This window comes from Nonomuraea sp. NPDC048892, from assembly GCF_040649735.1.
In the GTDB taxonomy this organism is placed as follows: domain Bacteria; phylum Actinomycetota; class Actinomycetes; order Streptosporangiales; family Streptosporangiaceae; genus Nonomuraea; species Nonomuraea maheshkhaliensis.
In genome coordinates this window covers 64,662-84,150 of sequence record NZ_JBEZFZ010000029.1, presented here as the reverse complement: position 1 = coordinate 84,150, position 19,489 = coordinate 64,662, and the positions used below count along the sequence as shown (strand labels likewise).

Annotated in this window: 16 protein-coding genes; 5 read left to right on the top strand and 11 right to left on the bottom strand. The window is 69.5% G+C overall.

The window, feature by feature from the left end; translation table 11 throughout:
• Positions 1-71 precede the first annotated feature (71 nt).
• A complete protein-coding gene (locus AB0C28_RS47720; RefSeq protein ID WP_358082857.1) occupies positions 72-464 on the top strand; it encodes an ATP-binding protein in 393 nt (130 codons plus the stop codon).
• A gap of 319 nt (positions 465-783) precedes the next feature.
• On the opposite strand, the gene AB0C28_RS47715 is transcribed toward AB0C28_RS47720, so the two are convergent.
• The 3 genes from AB0C28_RS47715 to AB0C28_RS47705 are packed head-to-tail and all read right to left on the bottom strand — an operon-like array spanning position 784 to position 3,459.
• On the bottom strand, positions 784-2,262 hold the full coding sequence (locus AB0C28_RS47715; protein WP_358082855.1) for a CYTH and CHAD domain-containing protein: 1,479 nt from the start codon (positions 2,260-2,262) through the stop codon (positions 784-786).
• Positions 2,263-2,315: 53 nt separating this feature from the next.
• Positions 2,316-2,663, bottom strand: a complete 348-nt coding sequence (locus AB0C28_RS47710) for a glyoxalase (protein ID WP_357855233.1) — start codon at positions 2,661-2,663, stop codon at positions 2,316-2,318.
• Positions 2,664-2,688: 25 nt separating this feature from the next.
• On the bottom strand, positions 2,689-3,459 hold the full coding sequence (locus tag AB0C28_RS47705) for a trans-aconitate 2-methyltransferase (RefSeq protein WP_357855236.1): 771 nt from the start codon (positions 3,457-3,459) through the stop codon (positions 2,689-2,691).
• A 57-nt stretch (positions 3,460-3,516) separates the two neighbouring features.
• On the opposite strand from AB0C28_RS47705, the gene AB0C28_RS47700 reads away from it, so the two are divergent.
• Complete coding sequence (locus tag AB0C28_RS47700) at positions 3,517-4,038, top strand: MarR family transcriptional regulator (RefSeq protein WP_357855239.1); 522 nt, start codon at positions 3,517-3,519, stop codon at positions 4,036-4,038.
• Between the two features lie 14 nt (positions 4,039-4,052).
• On the opposite strand, the gene AB0C28_RS47695 is transcribed toward AB0C28_RS47700, so the two are convergent.
• From AB0C28_RS47695 to rsmA, 4 genes are all read right to left on the bottom strand, one after another.
• A complete protein-coding gene (locus tag AB0C28_RS47695; protein ID WP_357855242.1) occupies positions 4,053-5,915 on the bottom strand; it encodes an ATP-binding cassette domain-containing protein in 1,863 nt (620 codons plus the stop codon).
• Between the two features lie 629 nt (positions 5,916-6,544).
• Entirely contained in the window at positions 6,545-7,447 is a 903-nt protein-coding gene (locus tag AB0C28_RS47690) for a 4-(cytidine 5'-diphospho)-2-C-methyl-D-erythritol kinase (protein ID WP_357855245.1), read from the bottom strand.
• Positions 7,448-8,135: 688 nt separating this feature from the next.
• Entirely contained in the window at positions 8,136-8,708 is a 573-nt protein-coding gene (locus AB0C28_RS47685) for an NlpC/P60 family protein (RefSeq protein WP_358082852.1), read from the bottom strand.
• A gap of 285 nt (positions 8,709-8,993) precedes the next feature.
• Positions 8,994-9,854, bottom strand: coding sequence for a 16S rRNA (adenine(1518)-N(6)/adenine(1519)-N(6))-dimethyltransferase RsmA (rsmA, locus tag AB0C28_RS47680; protein ID WP_358082849.1), 861 nt, complete (start codon positions 9,852-9,854; stop codon positions 8,994-8,996).
• A 70-nt stretch (positions 9,855-9,924) separates the two neighbouring features.
• Here rsmA and AB0C28_RS47675 point away from each other — a divergent pair, with 70 nt between their 5' ends.
• Together AB0C28_RS47675 and AB0C28_RS47670 are read left to right on the top strand one after the other, a co-directional pair.
• Positions 9,925-12,372, top strand: a complete 2,448-nt coding sequence (locus AB0C28_RS47675; RefSeq protein WP_358082846.1) for a protein kinase — start codon at positions 9,925-9,927, stop codon at positions 12,370-12,372.
• Positions 12,372-13,676: a hypothetical protein gene (locus tag AB0C28_RS47670; protein WP_358082900.1), complete on the top strand. Its 1,305-nt coding sequence runs from the start codon at positions 12,372-12,374 to the stop codon at positions 13,674-13,676. The genes AB0C28_RS47675 and AB0C28_RS47670 overlap by 1 nt, the downstream gene beginning before the upstream one ends.
• Before the next feature lie 146 nt (positions 13,677-13,822).
• On the opposite strand, the gene AB0C28_RS47665 is transcribed toward AB0C28_RS47670, so the two are convergent.
• A complete protein-coding gene (locus tag AB0C28_RS47665; protein WP_357855255.1) occupies positions 13,823-14,758 on the bottom strand; it encodes a ubiquitin-like domain-containing protein in 936 nt (311 codons plus the stop codon).
• Between the two features lie 83 nt (positions 14,759-14,841).
• Positions 14,842-15,729 (bottom strand): TatD family hydrolase, encoded by an 888-nt coding sequence (locus tag AB0C28_RS47660; RefSeq protein WP_358082843.1) that lies wholly within the window; start codon positions 15,727-15,729, stop codon positions 14,842-14,844.
• Positions 15,730-15,914: 185 nt separating this feature from the next.
• Here AB0C28_RS47660 and AB0C28_RS47655 point away from each other — a divergent pair, with 185 nt between their 5' ends.
• Entirely contained in the window at positions 15,915-16,268 is a 354-nt protein-coding gene (locus tag AB0C28_RS47655) for a hypothetical protein (protein WP_358082840.1), read from the top strand.
• Here AB0C28_RS47655 and metG read toward each other — a convergent pair.
• Together metG and AB0C28_RS47645 are read right to left on the bottom strand one after the other, a co-directional pair.
• Positions 16,213-17,994 carry a methionine--tRNA ligase gene (gene metG / locus AB0C28_RS47650; protein ID WP_357855260.1) on the bottom strand — a complete coding sequence of 594 codons (1,782 nt, stop codon included), beginning with the start codon at positions 17,992-17,994 and terminating at the stop codon, positions 16,213-16,215. The genes AB0C28_RS47655 and metG overlap by 56 nt on opposite strands.
• 174 nt (positions 17,995-18,168) lie before the next feature.
• The gene (locus AB0C28_RS47645; RefSeq protein ID WP_357855263.1) at positions 18,169-19,395 is read right to left on the bottom strand and encodes a glycosyltransferase family 2 protein; all 1,227 of its coding nucleotides are present in this window, start codon (positions 19,393-19,395) and stop codon (positions 18,169-18,171) included.
• Between the last annotated feature and the right edge of the window lie 94 nt (positions 19,396-19,489).

The following is a 19,489-nucleotide window of genomic DNA, read 5'->3' as shown; positions in this document are numbered from 1 at the left end:
GGGTAGCCGTACCTGGCTCCGGCGAACACATGCCGGGTGCGTTCACAGGCGATGGATGGTCGGGTGGGTACGTGAGTAAGCACTTGCTCCACGCGCCGATCAACAGTGACCTGGAAACGTTGCGCGCCCGCCTGCGGGCCGTCGGCCGGCAGGCCGGACTGGGGGCACGTCGCGTGGACGACCTGGTGATCGCGGTCCACGAGGCGGTGCTTCATGTGCTCGACAAAGGCGCCGTGCGGGGCAGTGTGCACGCCTGGCAGGATCACCATTCCCTCACCGTGCAGGTCATCGACGAGCACGGACTGCCGCGTGAAGAGTCCATACCCGAGCAGCCTTCCTGGTCGGACGCGCACAATGCCCGGCTGTGGGTGATGCGGCAGGCGTGTGACGAGCTGAGTATCGACCTGCGGCCCGGCCTCACTCTGGTGCAATTGCGTCTGTCACTTACCGACAACCATGAGTAACGTATCGTGGCGGTACTGTAACCATTCCGACTGCTGACAAATGGCAACGGAAAGTCTCACCATTCAAGGCAGCCGAGCGCTCAGGCCGAGACTTTCCGGCCACCGGCCAGCGTGTCGGCCCGCCGAATGGTGGAGGTCTGCATGGTGGGGCTCATTCTGGAAGCCCGGCCCCTGTCGGGCGGCGTACTCATCATCGTCCGCGGGGAGGTGGACGCGACCAACGCCCACCAGCGATCACCTGCCGTCGGACCACGACGGCCCTGAGCCGGACCTGCAGTCCGGCGTGAGCTGAGCCGCGTCCCGCCCGGCGCGGGATCCCTCACAGCAGCTTGCCGACCGCCTTCACGGTCTCGGCCCACACCTCGGGGAACTCGGCATCGGCACGTTCCGCCTTGCCGCGTTCGATGCCGATCAGCAGGCCGTACGTGAACGTGTCCTCGCCCGCCTGCCGTGCGCGCTCCGCCTCCTGGAGCAGGGTCTCCTGCGCGACCACGCCGTCCTGGTGCAGGCCCAGGATCTCCTGGACGCCCTCGGCCAGCTTGGCGAGCCTGCCCATGCCGCCGCCGATGCTCGGCTTGAGCGCTTCTGCGGTGTAGCGAGCGCGTTTGGCCGCCTTGCGTACGTCGTGCATGGCCAGGGCGCGGCGCTCGGGGTCGTCGATGGCCTGGGCTTGGTCGTACCGCTTGGTCACCCGCTCCCAGCCGGCCACGGCGATGGCGCGCAGCTCGTCCTGCGCGGGCCTGGCCGCGGCCTTGCCCAGGGACGGGGCCGACACGAGCTGATCGAGCGCGTCGAGCAGCAGGTAGTAGCGCTCGCCGCTGAGCGCCTCCCCGATGCGGCCGTACGCCTCCTGCTCGCGTTCGTGCAGATCGGTACCGAGCCGGGTCCTGATCGGGCCCGTGACCAGCTCGGGCGCCAGCCCGTCGAGCAGTCCGGCGAACCTGGCCCTGATCACCTCCAGGTCACGCGCCTCGCCGAGCACTGTGCCGAGCCATCGCAGCTCGTCCTGGACGTGATCGGTGTCGGTCACGACCTTCTTGAACGCCTTGAGCGCGCTGCGCAGCCTGCGGGCCGCCACGCGCATCTGGTGCACCGCGTCGTCCTCGGCCCTGCGCACCCGCGGGTCCTGCGAGAGCAGGGCGTTCACCTGCGACGCCAGGTAGGCGACGACGACCTCGCCCGCCGTGCCCGGTTCGGTGGGGGCGGTGGGCAGCGGAGCGGGTTCGAGGAGTTTGGCGAGCTTGCTGGTGGCCTGTGACGGTACGGCGCCGGCCTTCCTGAGGCGCTTGCCCACCTTGGCCAGCAGTTTCGCGGTGCCGCCTTCGAGCAGCTCCGCCTCGACCTCCCGCCAGCGGACGATCGTGGTCTCCGCGCCGTACACGGTGCCCTTGACCCGGTCGTCGGCGACCTCCACCAGCCTGGTGTCGCCGTCGAGCAGGACGGTCACGTTCCTGCGGGTGTCGAGCTCGGCGACCGGTTTGAGCTCAGCGCCGCGGGTGTAGGCGCGGACGAGCTCGGCCAGCTCGGTGGGCACGATCTTGGCGCTGCGGGTGAGGGGGTGGTGGATCTCCTGGCGCACGCCCTTGGCCTTGGGCAGCTTCAGGTGCCAGCCCGCGTCGTCACCGCCCCGCCTGCGCCTGAGCGTGATGCCCCGGGCGGCCAGCCGCAGGTCGGCGGTGTCGAAGTAGAGAGCCACGAGCTGGTGACTCTTCGTGCCTGCGACGTCGCCCAGACCGCTCAGGTCCGGCAGCGTGAACTCCGGGGAGACGTCGAACTTGTCCTCGATCTCGATGCCCACCGCACCTCGCAAAAAGTCCGATTTCGGACAATGATGCCACCGGGCGGTGGACATCACACCAGTTGCAGGAGTTCGATTCTGTTGCCCACCGGATCGGAGACGTAGATCCTGCGCCAGCCAGGGGCCAGCTCGTCGGGGACAGACCCCGGAAATTTCGCGATATATACGTCGAGATCGTCCACCACGAAGGCCGGATGAGCCTTGCGAGCCGGCCTGAAGTCGTCCTCGACGCCGAGATGCACCTCCACCCCGTCACCCCGGAACCAGGCGCCACCGCGTCCGGCCAGCTCGGGCGGCTTGGGCACTTCGCGCAGGCCGAGCACGCCCGCGTAGAACTCCCTCAGCAGCGGCTCACTGCCGCGCGGGGCAGCGAGCTGAACGTGATGCAGCCCCCGAATCAAGATCCGCTCCTTCTTCTACCACCACTCACTTCTGCACCACCACGAAGATCCTCCGGAACGGGAACGGCGTGCCGTAACTGCTGGCCGGATACGCCTCGGCGAGCGGCTTGGCCAGATCGCGCTTGAAACGGCGCTGTTCGTCCGGGTCGAGGCGGTCCAGGATTGGACGCAGGGCCGTGCCGGAGACCCAGCCGAGCACCGGGTCCTCGCCCTGCAGCACGTGCACGTACGTGGTCTCCCACGCGTCCACCTGCGAACCGCCCTGGTTGAGCAGGTCGAGGTATTCGATGGGCTCGTCCACGGGCTTGCCCCTGGTGTAGTCGCCGAGCTTGTCGGACCAGGCACGCGAGCCGCACAGCTCGCGGATCGCGACGTGACTGGGGGCGTCGAAGTTGCCCGGCACCTGGAACGCCAGCCAGCCGCCCGAAGCCAGCTCCTCCATCCAGTGCTCCAGCACGGAGCGGTGCTCGGGCACCCACTGCAGCACGGCGTTGGACACGATCACGTCCACGGGCCGGTCGGGCCGCCACGTGGTCACGTCCGCGACCGCGAACCTGACGTTCGACTCCAGCCTGCGGGCCTTCGTGATCATCGCCGGGGACGAGTCGAAGCCCTCGATCGTCGCGCGCGGCCAGCGTCCGGCCAGCTCAACGGTGAGTTCTCCGCTTCCGCAGCCCGCGTCCACGACATAATCGGGCTCGACGGCCCCCACTCTGGAGATCAGCTCGATGAACGGTCGCGACCGCTCGTCCGCGAAGACGGCGTACGTGACCGGGTCCCAGATATCTCTTGACATGAAGATAATTGATATCGAGAGAGATATCTCGATGTCAAGACAGTACACTCTTGTGTCATGACGGAGGATGCTAGAGACGAGGTCGATCGCCTTGTCGCGGCCTGGCGCGCCGAGCGCCCCGACCTCGATGTCGAGCCGCTCCAGGTGCTCTCCAGAGTGTCACGACTCGCCCGGCATCTCGACCGGGCGCGGCGGGCGGCGTTCGCCGAACACGATCTGGAGCCGTGGGAGTTCGACGTGCTGACGGCGTTGCGCCGAGCCGGCAAACCCTACGAGCTCAGCCCCGGCGCCCTGCTGCGTGCCACCCTGGTGACCTCCGGCACGATGACGAACCGCATCGACCGCCTCGCCGCGGCCGGCCTCGTACGGCGGCGGCCCGATCCCGAGGATCGGCGTGGGGTGCTGGTGTCGCTGACGGATACGGGGCTGGGACGGGTGGACGCCGCGTTCGCCGATCTGCTGCGCAGGGAGCGGGAGTTGTTGTCGGGGTTGAAGGGCGAGGACCAGCGCACACTCGCCGCACTCCTCCGCACCCTCCTCACCCCCTTCGACTCCCCACCCGACCCACCCCGCCCCTGACCTGCCCTGGACAGTCAGTCGCCCAGGCGGTCGGCCACCTCAAGCCACTCGGCCTCCACCGCGTCCTTCTGGGCCGTGATCTCGCGCAGCTGCGCGTCCAGCGAGCCGAGCCTGGCGTAGTCGCTGGCCGCGTCCGCCATGGCGGCGTGCAGGCGGGACTCCTGGTCGCCCAGCTTGTCGAGCTGGCGTTCCAGGCGGTTGAGTTCCTTACGGAGCTCGCGTTCCTCCTTGGCGGAGAGCCCGTCCTTGGCCTGGCCGGACCCGGCACCGGAGACCGCCGGCCCGGAAGGTGCCGAGGCAGCCTCCGTGATGGCGCCGATGCGGCCGGACGGCGAGGCGCCGGTCGTGGCGGCGACACCCAGGCGCGCGGTGACGGCCGTGCCCGCCGCGCGTCGTTCGAGGTATTCGTCCACCCCACCGGGCAGCAGCGACAGCTTGCCGTCGCCGAGCAGCGCCACGCTGCGGTCGGTCACCCGCTCCAGGAAGTAGCGGTCGTGGCTCACCAGGATCAGCGTGCCGGGCCAGCCGTCCAGCAGGTCTTCGAGCTCGTTGAGCGTCTCGATGTCGAGGTCGTTGGTGGGCTCGTCGAGCAGCAGCACGTTGGGGTCGTCCATGAGCAGCCGCAGCAGTTGCAGCCGCCGCCGCTCACCACCGGAGAGGTCGCCGACCACCTTCCACTGCGCCTCACCCTTGAAGCCCAGCCGTTCGAGCAGCTGCGACGCGGTCCACTCGCGCTTGCCCAGCTGGAGGTACTTGCGAACCTCCTCGACCGACTCCAGCACGCGCCGCGTCAGGTCGAGGTCGGCCAGCTCCTGCGACAGGTGAGCCAGGCGTACGGTCTTGCCCCTGGTCACGCGGCCCGAGTCGGGCTTGATCGTGTCGGCGAGCAGCCGCAGCACGGACGACTTGCCGGAGCCGTTGACGCCGATCAGCCCGATCCGGTCCCCCGGGCCGAACTGCCACGTAAGGCGGTCGAGCACCAGCGGCCCGTTGCCGGGGCCGCCCGCGTGCAGGGTGACGTCTTCGAGGTCGTAGACGGTCTTGCCGAGCCTGGCCGCCGCGAACCGCATCAGCTCCACCGTCTCGCGGGCCGGCGGCTCGTTCGCGATCAGCGCCTGTGCGGCGTCGATGCGGAACTTCGGCTTGGACGTACGTGCGGGCGGGCCGCGCCGCAGCCAGGCGATCTCTTTGCGCATGAGGTTTTGGCGGCGCTCTTCCGCGGCCTGGGCGATCCGGGCCCGCTCGGCCTTGGCCAGCACGTAGGCGGCGTATCCGCCCTCGTACCGTTCGACCCGCCCGTCGACGACCTCCCACGTGCGCATGGAGACGGCGTCGAGGAACCAGCGGTCGTGCGTCACCACGACCAGCGCGCTCTTCCGACCCGCCAGGTGCCCGGCCAGCCACGCGATGGCCTCGATGTCGAGGTGGTTGGTGGGCTCGTCGAGCATGATCAAGTCGTGGTCGCCGATGAGCAGGCGGGCCAGCGCCGTACGCCTGCGCTCACCGCCCGACAGGTCCGCGGCCCTGGCGTCAAGGTCGAGGTCGCCGATCAGGTTGGCCAGGATTTCGCGTACGCGCTGATCTCCCGCCCACTCGTGCTCGGCCAGCTCGCCCAGGACGAGCTCGCGCACCGGAACGCCGGGGTCGAGGTCGTCCTGCTGCGACAGGAACCCGACCCGTAGGCCCCGGTTGTGGGTGACGCGACCGCTGTCGGGACGCAGGGCTCCCGCGATGACCGACAGCAGGGTCGTCTTACCGCCGCCGTTGCGCCCGACCACGCCGATGCGCTCTCCGGCTTCGACGCCCAGGGAGACGTCGTGCAGGAGAGGCTTGGGCCCGTAAGCGTGGGAGACCGACTCAAGGTTGACCAGATTCATGGCCTTCCCAGGGTATCGGCGGCCCGGAGGCCCTGGGTACGGGCGATCTGTTCACGATCGAGTGAGGCGGACGTGGAGAACCACCGTTCACAGGAAGGGGGCGGATCAGGCGGCGCGTGTGGACTCAGCTACTAACCCTCGCAGGAGTCGTCCTCGGCGCAACGGCGTCGTTCATTTTCACATCCCGCACTGAACGGGCGCGCAACCAAAGAGAGACGATCATCCGGTGGGATGTTCGCAGATATGAAGGGTTTGCGGACTATCTCGGTGCGGTCACACAGATGGCTCGCGTGGCCGGCCAGCTTACTAGTGGGCGCGGCTGGGAGAAGGTTGCTTTCGCCATCGACCGGGATACCGGGTTAGCTGCGCTGGACCGGTTCGAGAGCAGCACCGAACCTCACCTGCTGCCGCCGAGGTGGTGACGACGTCAGTGTCCCAGGCCGCGTTACGTGATCACAGGTGCAGGCGAAGAAGCTCTTCACTATGTGACATTCGGTAATCCTGCTCGACGCTACGTACCGCGCCGTGACCGCGGGCTTGGATCAACGATGCCGTGAATGAGTTTTGGCTCGACAGAGTCACATGGCCCCTCAAAGGGTGCTCCTTGGGGTTGTGTGCTGGTCGCGAGGTCAGAGCAAGGTGGCGCCCTGGACCGGGCCGTGGGCGGCTACGGCGGTGTGGGCGGCGCCGGTGGTGGTCAGGCTGTGGGCCAGGTCGCGGGCGTGGGTGGCGTCGATGGCCAGGAAGGCGCAGGTGGGGCCCGAGCCGGAGACGATCGCGCCCAGGGCTCCGTGCTGGCGGCCCGAGTCGAGGGTGGGGGCGAGCTCGGGGCGGAGGTTGAGGGTGGCGGTCTGGAGGTCGTTGCTCAGGTGGTTGCCCAGGGCGTAGGCGTCGCCGGTGCCGAGGGCCTCCATGAGGGAGTCGTTCAGCTGGGGCCAGGGGACTTCGGCCGCCGAGGCCTTCCTGAGACGGTCGCATTCGGCGTAGACGCTGGCCGTGGAGAGGCCGCCGTTCGCCAGCGCGAACACCCAGTGGAACACGCCACCGGTGGGCAGCTCGGTCAGCTGCTCGCCGCGGCCCGTGCCGACCGCTGTGCCGCCGAGCAGGGAGAACGGGACGTCGCTGCCGAGGTCTCCGGCGATCTCCATCAGGTCCTCGAAGGGCAGCCCCAACCCCCAGAGCTCGTTGCACGCCACCAGCGCGCCGGCGGCGTCGGCGCTGCCGCCCGCCATTCCACCCGCGACCGGGATGCCCTTCTGGATGATCAGGTCGGCGCCGTAGGTGCGGCCCGCGTGTTTGGCGAGCGCGCGAGCAGCCCGGATGGCCAGGTTGCTGTCGTCGGTCGGCACCTGGTCGGACCACTTGCCGTTCACCTGGACGGTGATCGACTCGGACTCCTTCGCGACGACCTCATCGAAGATCGATACGGCATGGAAGACGTTGACCAGGTCGTGGTAGCCATCTTCCCTGAGCGGGCCGACAGAAAGCTGCACGTTGACCTTCGCAGGCACACGCACGGTCACCGAACTCATCGATCTTCTGCCACTCTCATCACTTGCCGGGGTCAAGGACACTCGATGTTATCGGGGCGCGCTGCCCTGACATGCGGTTCTGGGAATATGACTCCCCGAGTGGCCGACTTCTCAACACAGAGAGTCAAGTTGGTGGGCATTTGCCGGGTTCCCTTGAGTCCCCCCTCATCCATGGGTGAACCGGGGGTTGGTCGGGGGTTAGGGAGTCAGGTTCGTTGAGCGGTCGTCGGGGGCGAAGGCTGCGGGGTCTCCGGGATCTCCGTGTGCGGCCTTGCTTCTCCGGGGTGGTGGCAGCCGAGTATCGAACATTTCGCACCTCGGGCGGGGGAAGGGGCCATCAACGGGGTTGGTTCGAGGTTTCGTTGGCTGACTGGTCGTTGGGTGGGGGGCTGCAGCTCTCGGGGTCTCTGGGGTCTCTGGTTGAGGCCGTGGGCAGCGGACGTGGTGCGGGGCTCAGGGCTATGACAGGCGAGATGGTGGTGGCGGTGGGGTGCGGGGCCTCAGGTTGCGGCTATGGATGGTGGTGAGGGGCGAGGTCTCAAGTTGAGGTCACGAACGGCGGTGAGGGGCGGGGCTCAGGGCGAGTTCGTGGCAGGAAACTCGGGTTGAGGTCGTGAGGGCGTGGGGTGGGTGGCTGGGACTTCGCCGGCGTGGGGGCGGTTGTCCAGGTGGGGCGGAGGGAGGTGGGTCAGCCTGGGCGTACGGTGCCGCGGTAGGTGGTGCGGAAGTAGGGCGTGTTGAAGTTGGCCTTTCTGACCACGTCGCCTGTCTTGGGGGCGTGGATCATGAGGGTTCCGGTCAGGAACAGGGCCACGTGGGTGGGGGCGCCGGGGGTGCCGCCGAAGAAGAGCAGGTCGCCTGTGCGGCGGGCCCTGAGAGGGATCTTGCGGCCCTGGCGGAACTGGGCTGCTGTGTGGTGGCTCAGTCTTATGCCTGCTCTGGACCAGGCGTAGAGGGTGAGGCCGCTGCAGTCGAAGCCTCTGGTGGTGGCGCCTCTGCCTATCCCCAGGGTTGGGCCCTTCGTCGAGCCTCCGCCCCAGGAGAAGGAGACGCCCAGTTGGGTCAGGGCCGCTGCTGCGGCTATCTGGCCCTTTGTGAGAGTGCCCTTGAGTTTGGGGAGCTTGTCGGTGAGTGAAGGGGTGGGGGTCGCTCGAACGGGGGTGGCTCGGGCGGGGGTGGCGTTGATGGTCAGCGTGGTGAGGGGTGCCGAGAGGAGTGCTCCGCCGATGGCGAGCCGCAGGAAGGTGATGCGGGTGGTCATGGTGGCCTCCGGTTTATCGGGGGTGGGAGGCCAGGATCTGGGGATGCGGGGTTACGAGGAGCGGCCGAACGCGGTTCTGTGGAAAAGAGGAGGGAGGGGGTTAAGGGTTGTGGATAACGGAGTGGGTGTCGGTGGTGTGGGACGTCCTAGGTGGCGGGCCTCGTTGGTGACGGGCGTCGTTGGTGACGGGCGTCGTTGGTGACGGGCTACCTCGTGGTCGGGGGGAACGGCGGGTGTTGGTGATGGGGGGGTGGGTGAGGGCTGCCCCCGGGTGAGGGCAGCGGGTCAAGGTCTGTGTTCGGCTATGCGGGTGAAGGCGTGGATGTCTAGTTGTTCGCCCCGCGCCGAGGGGTCCACGTCGGCTGCGCGCAGGGCGCGTTCCGCGTCTGCGGGGGTGCCGGCCCAGCCGGACAGGGCTGCGCGGAGGGTTTTGCGGCGTTGGGCGAAGGCCGCGTCCACCACCTCGAACACCTCCTCGCGCGTCGCCGTCGTGGGCGGTGGGTCGCGGCGCCGGAGGGAGACGAGGCCCGAGTCGACGTTGGGGACGGGCCAGAAGACCGTGCGGCCCACGGGTCCCGCCCGGCGCACGTCCGCGTACCAGGCCGCCTTGACCGACGGCACCCCGTACACCTTCGAGCCGGGACCCGCGGCGAGGCGGTCGGCCACTTCCGACTGGACCATCACCAGGCCCTTGCGCAGGGACGGGAGCACCTGCAGGAGGTGCAGCAGCACCGGGACGGCCACGTTGTACGGCAGGTTGGCCACCAGTGCGGTCGGCACGTGGCCGGACAGGTCGTCCAGGGTGATCTTCATGGCGTCCGCGTTGACGACCGTGAGGCGGTCGGCGGCGTCGCGTTCGGCCACCGTGACGGGGAGTTGACCGGCCAGCACCGGATCGATCTCGACGGCGACCACGTGAGCGGCCGCGGGCAGGAGCCCCAAGGTGAGCGAGCCGAGCCCCGGGCCCACCTCTATGACCACGTCATCAGGGGTGAGATCGGCCACACGGACGATGCGCCGGACGGTCCCCGCGTCGATCACGAAGTTCTGGCCTAGTTTTTTTGTGGGACGAAGATCTAGCTTGTTCGCCAAAATACGTATTTCTGCAGGGCCCAACAGCCTCATCATCCAATCAGTCTCTCGCATCGAAGAACGTGTGATGGCGGATGGGGAGACCAAAGGAGAGGATGGCGTGGAACAGGAAGGAACGTCCCTCATGGAGCCAACGGGCGCCGCGCCGCTACGGCCGACCGACTTAAGGGAGATCGGGCCGTACCGGCTGCTTGGCCGGTTAGGCGAGGGCGGGATGGGGACGGTGTTCCTCGCACGGGCACCGACGGGGCGTTTCGTCGCGCTCAAGGTGGTGAAGGCGGAGTTCGCCAACCAGGAGGGGTTCGCGGCGCGGTTCCACGCAGAGGTCGACAACGCGCGGCGGGTGGCCTCCTTCTGTACGGCCCAGGTGCTGGACAACGGCAACACCGGGGACGGCCGGCCGTACATGGTGACCGAGTACATCGCGGGCACGCCGCTGTCCGACCAGATCACGACCTACGGAGCTCTGGACCCGGGGCCGCTGCACGGCGTCGCGCTGGGGGTCGCGGCGGCGCTGGCGGCGATCCACGTGGCCGGGCTGGTGCACAGGGACCTCAAGCCCGCGAACGTGATCCTCTCGCTGTCGGGGCCGCGGGTGATCGACTTCGGCATCGCCAGGGCCCTCGACCGGGAGACCGGGTTCACGATGTCCGGCGAGTTGCTGGGCAGCCCGGGGTGGTGGGCTCCTGAGCAGGTACGCGGTGAGGTCGTCAACCCCGCGGCCGACATCTTCGCCTGGGGCTGCCTGGTGGCCTACGCCGGAAACGGACGGCATCCGTTCGGCCGCGGCGACCCCATCACGCTGGCCACGCGCGTGCTGAACACGCCGCCCGACCTGGGTGCGCTGCCCGCGCCGCTCGACGAGCTCGTCCGGCGGGCCACCTCCATGGACGTCGCGCTGCGTCCGACCGCGCAGGATCTGCTGATCGCGCTGGTCGGTGGCAGTGCGCCGGCGCCGGTCGCTGCCGCGGCCGATCCGCCGACTCTGGTCGCGACGGAGATGCTGAGTGAGTGGGAGCCGCCGCAGAACGTGGTGGATGAGCCGGACATCACGGCCACCTTCACGACGCCTCCTCCCAGCGATGCCACGGGCCGGGGGCCGGTTCCTGGGACTGCGCCTGGGCAGGGGGATGTCGCTGGGCGGGCAGGGCAGAGTGACGCTGCTGGGCGGGTGCCCAGTGTGCCGCCTTCCGGGGAGCGAGCCGCGAGTCCCATGGCCGGAGGTCCTGCGGCCGCTGAGTCGTCGGTGGCCGCTGGAACCGGGGCTGGCGGTCCGGGGTCCGCGGATCCGGCGACCGGGCCGAGTTCGCCGTCCGGTGTCCCTGGCGCGCCGGGGTCCCCTGGCGTTTCCGGGTCCTTCCCGTCGGCCGGCGGGCCGTCTCAAGGGTCGTCTCCGGGGTCGTCGTACGGGCCTGCGCAGGGGTCGTCGTACGGCTCGTCGCCCAGTGGCTTGTCGGCGGAGGAGCTGGCCCGTCGCGAGGAGGACGCGGCCAAGGAGGAGCTGGCTCGCTGGAAGGTGCCCGACCAGGGGCCTCCGGAGCGGCAGGGGCGGCTGCGCGCCCTGTTCGGCTTCGGTACGTCGCCGCGGACGGACAAAACTGGGACGGACGAATCTCCGACTGACGGATCCCAGGCGGGCGGATCCCAGGCTGGCGGATCCCAGGCTGGCGGATCTCGGACGGACTCGTCGTCGCCCGTGCGGCAACAGCCCGAGCAGGCTGCGGCGCAGCAGGCCCCGACCGAGCAGGTACGGCTCCAGCAGCCCGATCAGTCCACCCCGGGGTCCCAGCCGAACCGTCTCCAGCAGCCAGGGCCGCAGCAGGGCGGTCCTGAGCAGGTGCGACCGCAGCAGGACCGCCCCGATCAGGTGCGGCCCCTGCAACCAGGGCCGCAGCAGGACCGTCCCGGCTGGCCCGGGGCGCCTTCGGGGCCGGGGTGGCGGCCGGAGCAGGGTGTCGCCGTACCGCAGGGCGCCGCGCTGGGCACCGAGACCCAGCCCGGCGTCAGAACCGCCGTGCCTGGTGACGATTCCGACACCATCGGCGGTACGCGTACGCCCGGCACCCGCTGGCTCATCGCCGCAGCGGCGGCGGTGCTGGCCATCGTGGTGACGGCGGGGGTGCTGATCGTGACCTCCGCGCGCAACACCGCCGTCACCGGAACCCCGGGCACCCCCACCCAGGTGGTCGGCAGCGCCAAGCCGAACGACGTGGGCCGCAGGTTCGCTCTGGGCGCCAACTTCGACGACCCGGTCGCGATCGTGTCGGCGGCGCCGGAGTGCGGGCTGAGGGAGTACGAGGGCATCACCGCGACCAAGGGACAACTCTGCGTGATCCGCTGGACGATGCTCAATCCGGGCGGCGAGCGCAGGGTGCTGGTCCAGCCCGTGGTCACCATGGTCGACGACCGGGGTGGCGAGCACGACTCGATCCCCGTCACGCTGCCACCGGCGATCCTGCCCGGGGCCCGGGTGGACAGCGCGTTCGTGTTCGACCTGGCGACGTACCGCAAGCCGGTGAGCATGACGGCGAACATGCTGGAGAACGGTCAGCAGATCGAGGTGGCGCTGTGATGATCGGATCCGCGCTCACCGCACTCATGCTCGTGGCGAGCGGCGTCCCAGCCGCCGCCACAACAGCCGCCGCCACAACGGCGGCCACCACGACCGCGACTGTCACGACGAAAACCGCCACGATAGCCGCCACGATGGCCGCCACGATGGCCGCCACGGCAAGAGCCTCTACGACGAAGGCCGTGGCCTGTACCGGGGCCGCCGACTTCGACGGTGACGGTGTGGACGACGTGGCGGTGGGCGACCCGTTCGGCGACGACCGGAAGGGGGCCGTGCACGTGCTGTCCGCCGGCAAGGTGACGCCGGTGAGCGTGCCCGGGCTGAGCGAGGGCGACGGGTTCGGCTGGTCCGTCCGGCTGGCGCAGGTCAACGGCGACACCTGCGCCGACCTGGTGATCGGCGCCCCGTACGCGGACGTGGACGGTGTCGAGGACGCCGGGGCCGCGTACGTCGTCTACGGCGGCGGCACCACTCCCCCGCAGCGGCTGGCCGCGCCTCAGCCGCAGCGGTTCGCGCACTTCGGCTGGTCACTGGCCGCGCGCGGCGACCTGGTCACGATCGGGGCGCCGTACGAGGACGAGGGCGACATGCTGGACGTCGGCGCCGTCTACGTGCGCAAGGGTGCGGGTGACCTGCGCAGGATCAGCCAGGAGTCCGTGGACGTGCGCGGCAACAGCGAGGTGGGCGACCAGTTCGGCTATTCGCTGGCGATCGGGCCGAAGAACGGGCTGGTCGTCGGTGTGCCGTACGAGAACGACGACGGCCTGGGCCGGCAGATCGAGAAGGGCAAGATCGACTCGGGTTGCGTCGTCTTCATCGACGACGTGCTGGCCCCGAGGCTGACGTCACTGAAGCTGGACTCGCCGACCGCCGAGTCGGGCGATCGGTACGGGTACGCCGTCGCCTACGCGGAGGGCTCCGGGTACGCGGTCAGCTCGCCCGGCCCCGGGTACGTGCAGCTGCTGGACACCGCCAGGAAGCCCACCAGGAGGGTGACGCAGGAGGGCAAGCAGGCGTTCGGGTTCTCGATGGCCACCTCCTCGGACGGCCGGCTGGCGATCGGCGCTCCTTACGGGGGCGGCGTCCGGGTGGTGTCCTGGAAGGACACGGCCGAGGACCGGAAGCTGACGACCGGGGACGGGCTGTTCGGATGGTCGGTGACCTTCAGCGGGAACAGGCTGTACGTGGGGCAGCCGGACGGTGGACCGTTCGGCAAGGTCGCGGTCGCCGGGCGCAACGCCGAGACCATGCAACCGCTCCAGCCCGCCAAGGGCGCCGACTTCGGGGTCTCCGTGTCGGGTTGACGGTCCGGAGCGCCGGGCCGATGGTCTTGGCTCCGGCGCACAGGACGCGTTTCGGATCCGCCGTCTCCATGCCGGTCGGATCCGCCGTCTTCATGCCAGCTCGCCGGATTCGGCGCCGCATCCGCGGCACCGGCTCATGAGATCCGTCAGCGGCGCAGGGCTGTGACCGTGGGCCGGCCGAAGAGGCGGGCGCCGCAGTGGGGCCACTGGCCGTGCCACCTGCCGCCCACCTTCTGATAAAGCACCTGCGCCCGATAGGTCTGCTCGTCCTCCGGCCAGGTCGACGGCAACCCCATGCCGCCCACGGCCTCCCACATCGGCAGGCTGAACTGGTACATGCCGTAATAGGGCCCGTCAGGGTTGTACGCCTCCGGATCCCCATGCGACTCGCACGCGGCCAGCGCAGGCCAGTCGAGCCGGGCGGTGGCGGGGTCGATCTGGATGGTACGCGGCGGAACGATCGTGATGACCGTCCCGTCCTCGGGAAAGCTGTCCAGCGGCGGGTCCACGTGATAGCCCCGGCGCAGCTCGACGCGCTGCTGCCTGAGCACCTGGCGCACCGTCCTGGCGGTCGTCCGCGAGGTCAGCCGGGTGGTGCCCGCGACCACGTACACCTTGCGCCTGGTGTAGACCGTGAGCTCCATCCCCTCCAGCGGCACCGCGTCGCCGGGCGGCGCCGACAGCCGGCCGGCGGCGGGGGTGAGGTCGAGCTCGGCCAGGGCCTCGCCCACGTTCGAGGCGGTGACCAGGTGCTTACTCGTGTGGCCGTCGAGGGTCAGGGTGAGGGGGCGGGCGCGGCGCACCTCGATCGTGGCGCCGTCGCGCACCTCCTCCTGGGCGGGTGGATGGACGACGTCGCCGTACGCCATCGTGACGCCCGCCGCGGCGAGCACTCCTTCGACGGTGCCGGCGAAGGCGTGGACGGGCCTGCGCTCGCCGTCCACGACCAGAACGACCTCTTTGACGAGGAACGACACCGCCACGAGCGCGCTCGCGGCCACCACGCCGGCCACGCACACGACGGGCGTCCATGGGGAGCGCCACGGGAGCGACGGACGGGGCGCACGCCTCTTACCTCGCACGAACCACCTCCGGTAGCGGGGCAGGATCGCCAGAACGCTAGCCGCGGGCGCGCGCCGGCCTCCGCTTCTTCACCGAAAGATGGTCACCACTCGCCGAAGACCGTGACTCCGTTGCCGCTGATCACCTCGCACAACCGGTCAGGATGGACGTTCTTGACCTCGGCGAGGCAGCGCAGGGTGAGCGGGATGAGGTAGGGGGCGTTGGGCTTGCCCCGGTGCGGGACGGGCGGCAGATAAGGGGCATCGGTCTCGACCAGCATGAGCTCGGCGGGCGCGACCTCGGCGGCTTCGCGCAGGTAGGAGGCGTTCTTGTACGTCACCGGCCCGGAGAAAGACATGAAATATCCGGCTTCGGAGCACTTTTTCGCCATCTCGGCGTCGCCGGAGAAGCTGTGGAACACCACCTTGTCCGGAGCACCGGCCGCGGCCAGCACCTTGAGCACGTCGTCGTGCGCGTCTCGGTCGTGGATCACCAGCGCCTTGCCGGTGCGCTTGGCGATCTCGATGTGCGCCAGGAAACTCGCGTGCTGGTCGTCCTTGCTCGCCCAGTCGCGGTAGTAGTCGAGCCCCGTCTCCCCCACCGCGCGCACCGCGTCCTGCCCAGCCAGGGCCTCGATCTCGGCCAGCACCTCGGGCGTGGACGCGTGGGCCTCGTTGGGGTGGATGGCCACGCCCGCGTACACGCCCTCCTGCCCGGCCGCCACCTCCGCGTTCCAGCGGGACGACGCCAGGTCGTAGCCGATCGTGACCAGCCGCGTCACGCCCACGGCCCGCGCGTCGTCGAGGATGCTCCGCACGCTCGCCGCCGCCTGCTGCGCGGCCTGCGCCACCGGGTCGCCGGACGACGCCTGCCGGTTGCCGACCATGATGTCGAGGTGGCAGTGGCTGTCGAACACGGGTGCGGAGAGCGGCTCTGGGGCGGCGGGAAGCTTGGTCACGGCATCTAAAGTAGCCCCCATGCGGTACGGCATCCTCGGCACCACCCGCGCGTGGCGGGCCGACGGGAGCGAGGTGCCACTGGGCGGTCCGGCGCGGCGGGCGTTGCCGGCGCTGCTGCTGCTCAGGCCCGGGGAGACGCGATCGGCTCGTCGAGGCGCTGTACGGGGAGCGGGCGCTGGAGGACGGCGTCCATGCCCTGCACGCGCGGGTGTCGGGCATGGGAACGGGGCTGGCCGTGGTGAGCGCGTACGTGCTGGCGGGCGAGCTGGCCGCAGCCCCCGACCACCGCACCGCCTTCGCCGCCTACGAGCGCGAGGTGCGCGGCTACGCCGAGGGGTGCGGCCGTTCGGCCGAGGGCGTCGCCGGGTTCATGGTGCCGCGGAGCAGGTTCATGGCCTGGTTCGTCAACCAGAACTACCGGCTGCTGCCCTACCTGCCGTGGAAGGGCCTGATGGCGAAGTCGGCCAGGAAGACCGCCTCCGCCATCGCGCTCAAGGACTACACGGGCTTCGAGGTCACTGGCCCAGGCGGGCCAGCTCCTCGTCGACGACCTTCGGGTCGAGCTTCTTGAACAGCGGCACGGGCGGCGCGAGCGGCGTGCCCGGCTTGATCGGCCGGTGCTCCCAGCGGGCGGCCCCGTCGTACTCGCCGGTGATCACCGGGTAGGGGGTGCCGCCGTCCTCGTCGACCTCGCGGATCTCCGGCATGCCCGACCAGACGCCCTCGCCGCCCAGCATCGCGAACACCTTGTTGGACGATCCGGGCAGGAACGGCGTGAGCATCGTCTTGGCGTCGTCGACCACCTGCAGCGCGACGTGCAGGATCGACTTCTGCCGCTCGGGGTCGTCCTTGAGCTTCCACGGCTCCTGATCGGCCAGGTATTTGTTGGCCTCGCGCACGACGTCGAACGCCTCGGTGATGGCGTTCTTGAAGCGCGAGCGGCCCAGCTCGGCCCCGACCGGGGCGAAGGCGTCGCGGGAGCGCTGCAGCAGCGCCCGGTCGGCGTCGGTGAGGTCGCCGGCCTCGGGCACCGCCCCGAAGTTCTTCGCGGCCATGGAGATCGACCGGTTGACCAGGTTGCCCCAGGCCGCGACCAGCTCGCCGTTGTTGCGGTTGACGAACTCCTGCCAGGTGAAGTCGGTGTCCTGGTTTTCCGGCCCGGCCACCGCGATGTAGTAGCGCAGCGCGTCGGCGTCGTAGCGGGCCAGGAAGTCGCGCACGTAGATGACGACCTGGCGGGAAGAGGAGAACTTCTTGCCCTCCATGGTCAGGAACTCGCTGGAGACCACCTCGGACGGCACGTCGAGCGCGCCGAGCGAGCCCGGCGAGCCGTCGCGCGCGCCGATGCCGCTGTAGCCGAACAGCATCGCCGGCCAGATCTCGGCGTGGAAGACGATGTTGTCCTTGCCCATGAAGTAGTAGCCGCGGGCGTCGGGATTCTGCCACCACTGACGCCAGGCGTCGGGGTCGCCGGAGCGCCTGGCCCACTCGATGGAGGCCGACAGGTAGCCGATGACCGCGTCGAACCACACGTAGAGCCGCTTGTTGGGCTGCTCGCTCCAGCCGTCGAGCGGGATCGGCACGCCCCAGTCGAGGTCGCGGCTGATCGCCCGCGGCTGCAGGTCGCCGAGCAGGTTGAGGGCGAACTTCAGCACGTTGGGCCGCCACTCGCCCTGCTTGGACTGCAGGTAGGAGCCGAGCACCTCGGCGAAGGCGGGCAGGTCGAGCATGAAGTGCTCGGTCTCGGCGAACACCGGGGTCTCGCCGTTGATGCGGCTCTTGGGGTTGATCAGCTGGATCGGGTCGAGCTGGTTGCCGCAGTTGTCGCACTGGTCGCCGCGTGCCCCGTCGTAGCCGCAGATGGGGCAGGTGCCCTCGATGTAGCGGTCGGGCAGGGTGCGGCCGGTGGACGGCGAGATCGCGCCCATCGTGGTCTTGGGGAAGATATAGCCGTTGTTGTAAAGGCCCTTGAAGATCTCCTGCGTGACGGCGTAGTGGTTCTTCGTCGTCGTGCGGGTGAACAGGTCGTAGGACAGGCCGAGCCCGGTCAGGTCTTCGGCGATGACGCGGTTGTAGCGGTCGGCCAGCTCTCTGGCGCTCACGCCCTCCTTGTCGGCCTGAACCTGGATCGGGGTGCCGTGCTCGTCGGTGCCGGAGACCATCAGCACCTTGTTGCCCGCCATCCGCTGGTAGCGGCTGAAGACGTCGGACGGCACTCCGAATCCGGAAACGTGCCCGATGTGACGGGGGCCGTTGGCATACGGCCACGCGACGGCGGTCAAGATGTGCTGGGACATGGTCCTAAGCCTACGGGGTCCGTGATGATCGTTTGTTACGCGCCGGCCACGGCGCCCGGCCCACGGGGCGCGCCGTTGCGGCGGCGCGCCGGTGAAGGGTCAGCGGGCGTTTCCCTGGAGGACCGCCCGCCGGAGTGCGGCGGGTGGCCTGCCACGGCAGCGCGTAAAGGATGGTCAGCTCTTCGCTTTGGCCTTTTCCAGCGCGAGGCCCTCGGCGGCCTCCTCGGCCGCGCGGGCCGCGTTGTCGATGAACGTCTCGCGCGTACGGCGGATGCCCAGAATGCTGATGAACAGCGACGCGAAGATCGTCTGGAAGCTCATGACGAGCGCCGTCGCCGACGGCACCACGATGCGCAGCGACTCGCGCGGGTCGAGCTCGCCGAAGCTGCGCACCTGCCAGTGCACCAGCGACATGACCAGGCCGATCAGACCGGCCAGCGCCAGCAGCCCGCCCACCACGAGGCCCTTCTCCAGGCTGACGATGTCGATCAGCCTGCGGATGCGCGGCGACTCCGGCAGGAAGCCCTCCTCGGCCGCGTAGACCTTGGTGAACACCGCGAACAACGCCGCCTGGAAGCCGATCACCACCAGGGCGGACGAGCCGACCAGGGTGTCGACGTCGAAGGCGAGCTCGCCGATCTCGACCGGGCCGAAGGTCAGCGCCGTGCCGGCGACCAGGCCGATGACCATCATCAGCACGCCGGGGTAGAAGAACAGCCACTTCGGGCTGTAGAGGAGCAGGAAGCGCAGGTGGCGCCAGCCGTCGCGCCACGAGCGCAGGTGCGGCGGGCGGGAGCGGCCGTCGGGGGCGAGCGTGGTCGGCACCTCGCGTACGTCGAGGCCGGCCAGCGTCGAGCGGACCACCATCTCCGAGGCGAACTCCATGCCACCGGTCTGCAGTTGCAGCCGCAGGATCGAGTCGCGCCTGAAGCCGCGCAGGCCGCAGTGGAAGTCCTTGATCGCCGATGGGAAGAACAGCCGCCCGATGAACGACAGCACCGGGTTGCCCAGGTAGCGGTGCAACGGCGGCATGGCGCCAGGGGCGATGCCGCCGCGGAAACGGTTGCCCATCACCAGGTCGGCGCCGTCACGCAACTGCTCCACGAACGGCAGCAGCGCGGTGAAGTCATAGGAGTCGTCGGCGTCGCCCATGATGACGTATTTGCCGCGGGCGGCCCTGATGCCGCCCATGAGGGCGTTGCCGTAGCCCTTCTCGTCCACGTGGACCACGCGGGCCCCGGCATCGCGGGCCAGCTGCTGCGAGCCGTCCGTGCTGCCGTTGTCGGCGATCAGGACCTCGCCCTCGATGCCATGCTCCTCCATGCACGCCAACGCCTTGCGTACACAGACTTCCACGGTCTCCGCCTCGTTGAGGCAGGGCATGACCACCGTCAGTTCCACGTGTCTACCCTTCAGTTAAGGCTCTTCCAGTGAACCATCATGCCCTGAAGACGACCATGCTCGGGCACGGACCTGAAAACGACTGGCATTCTTT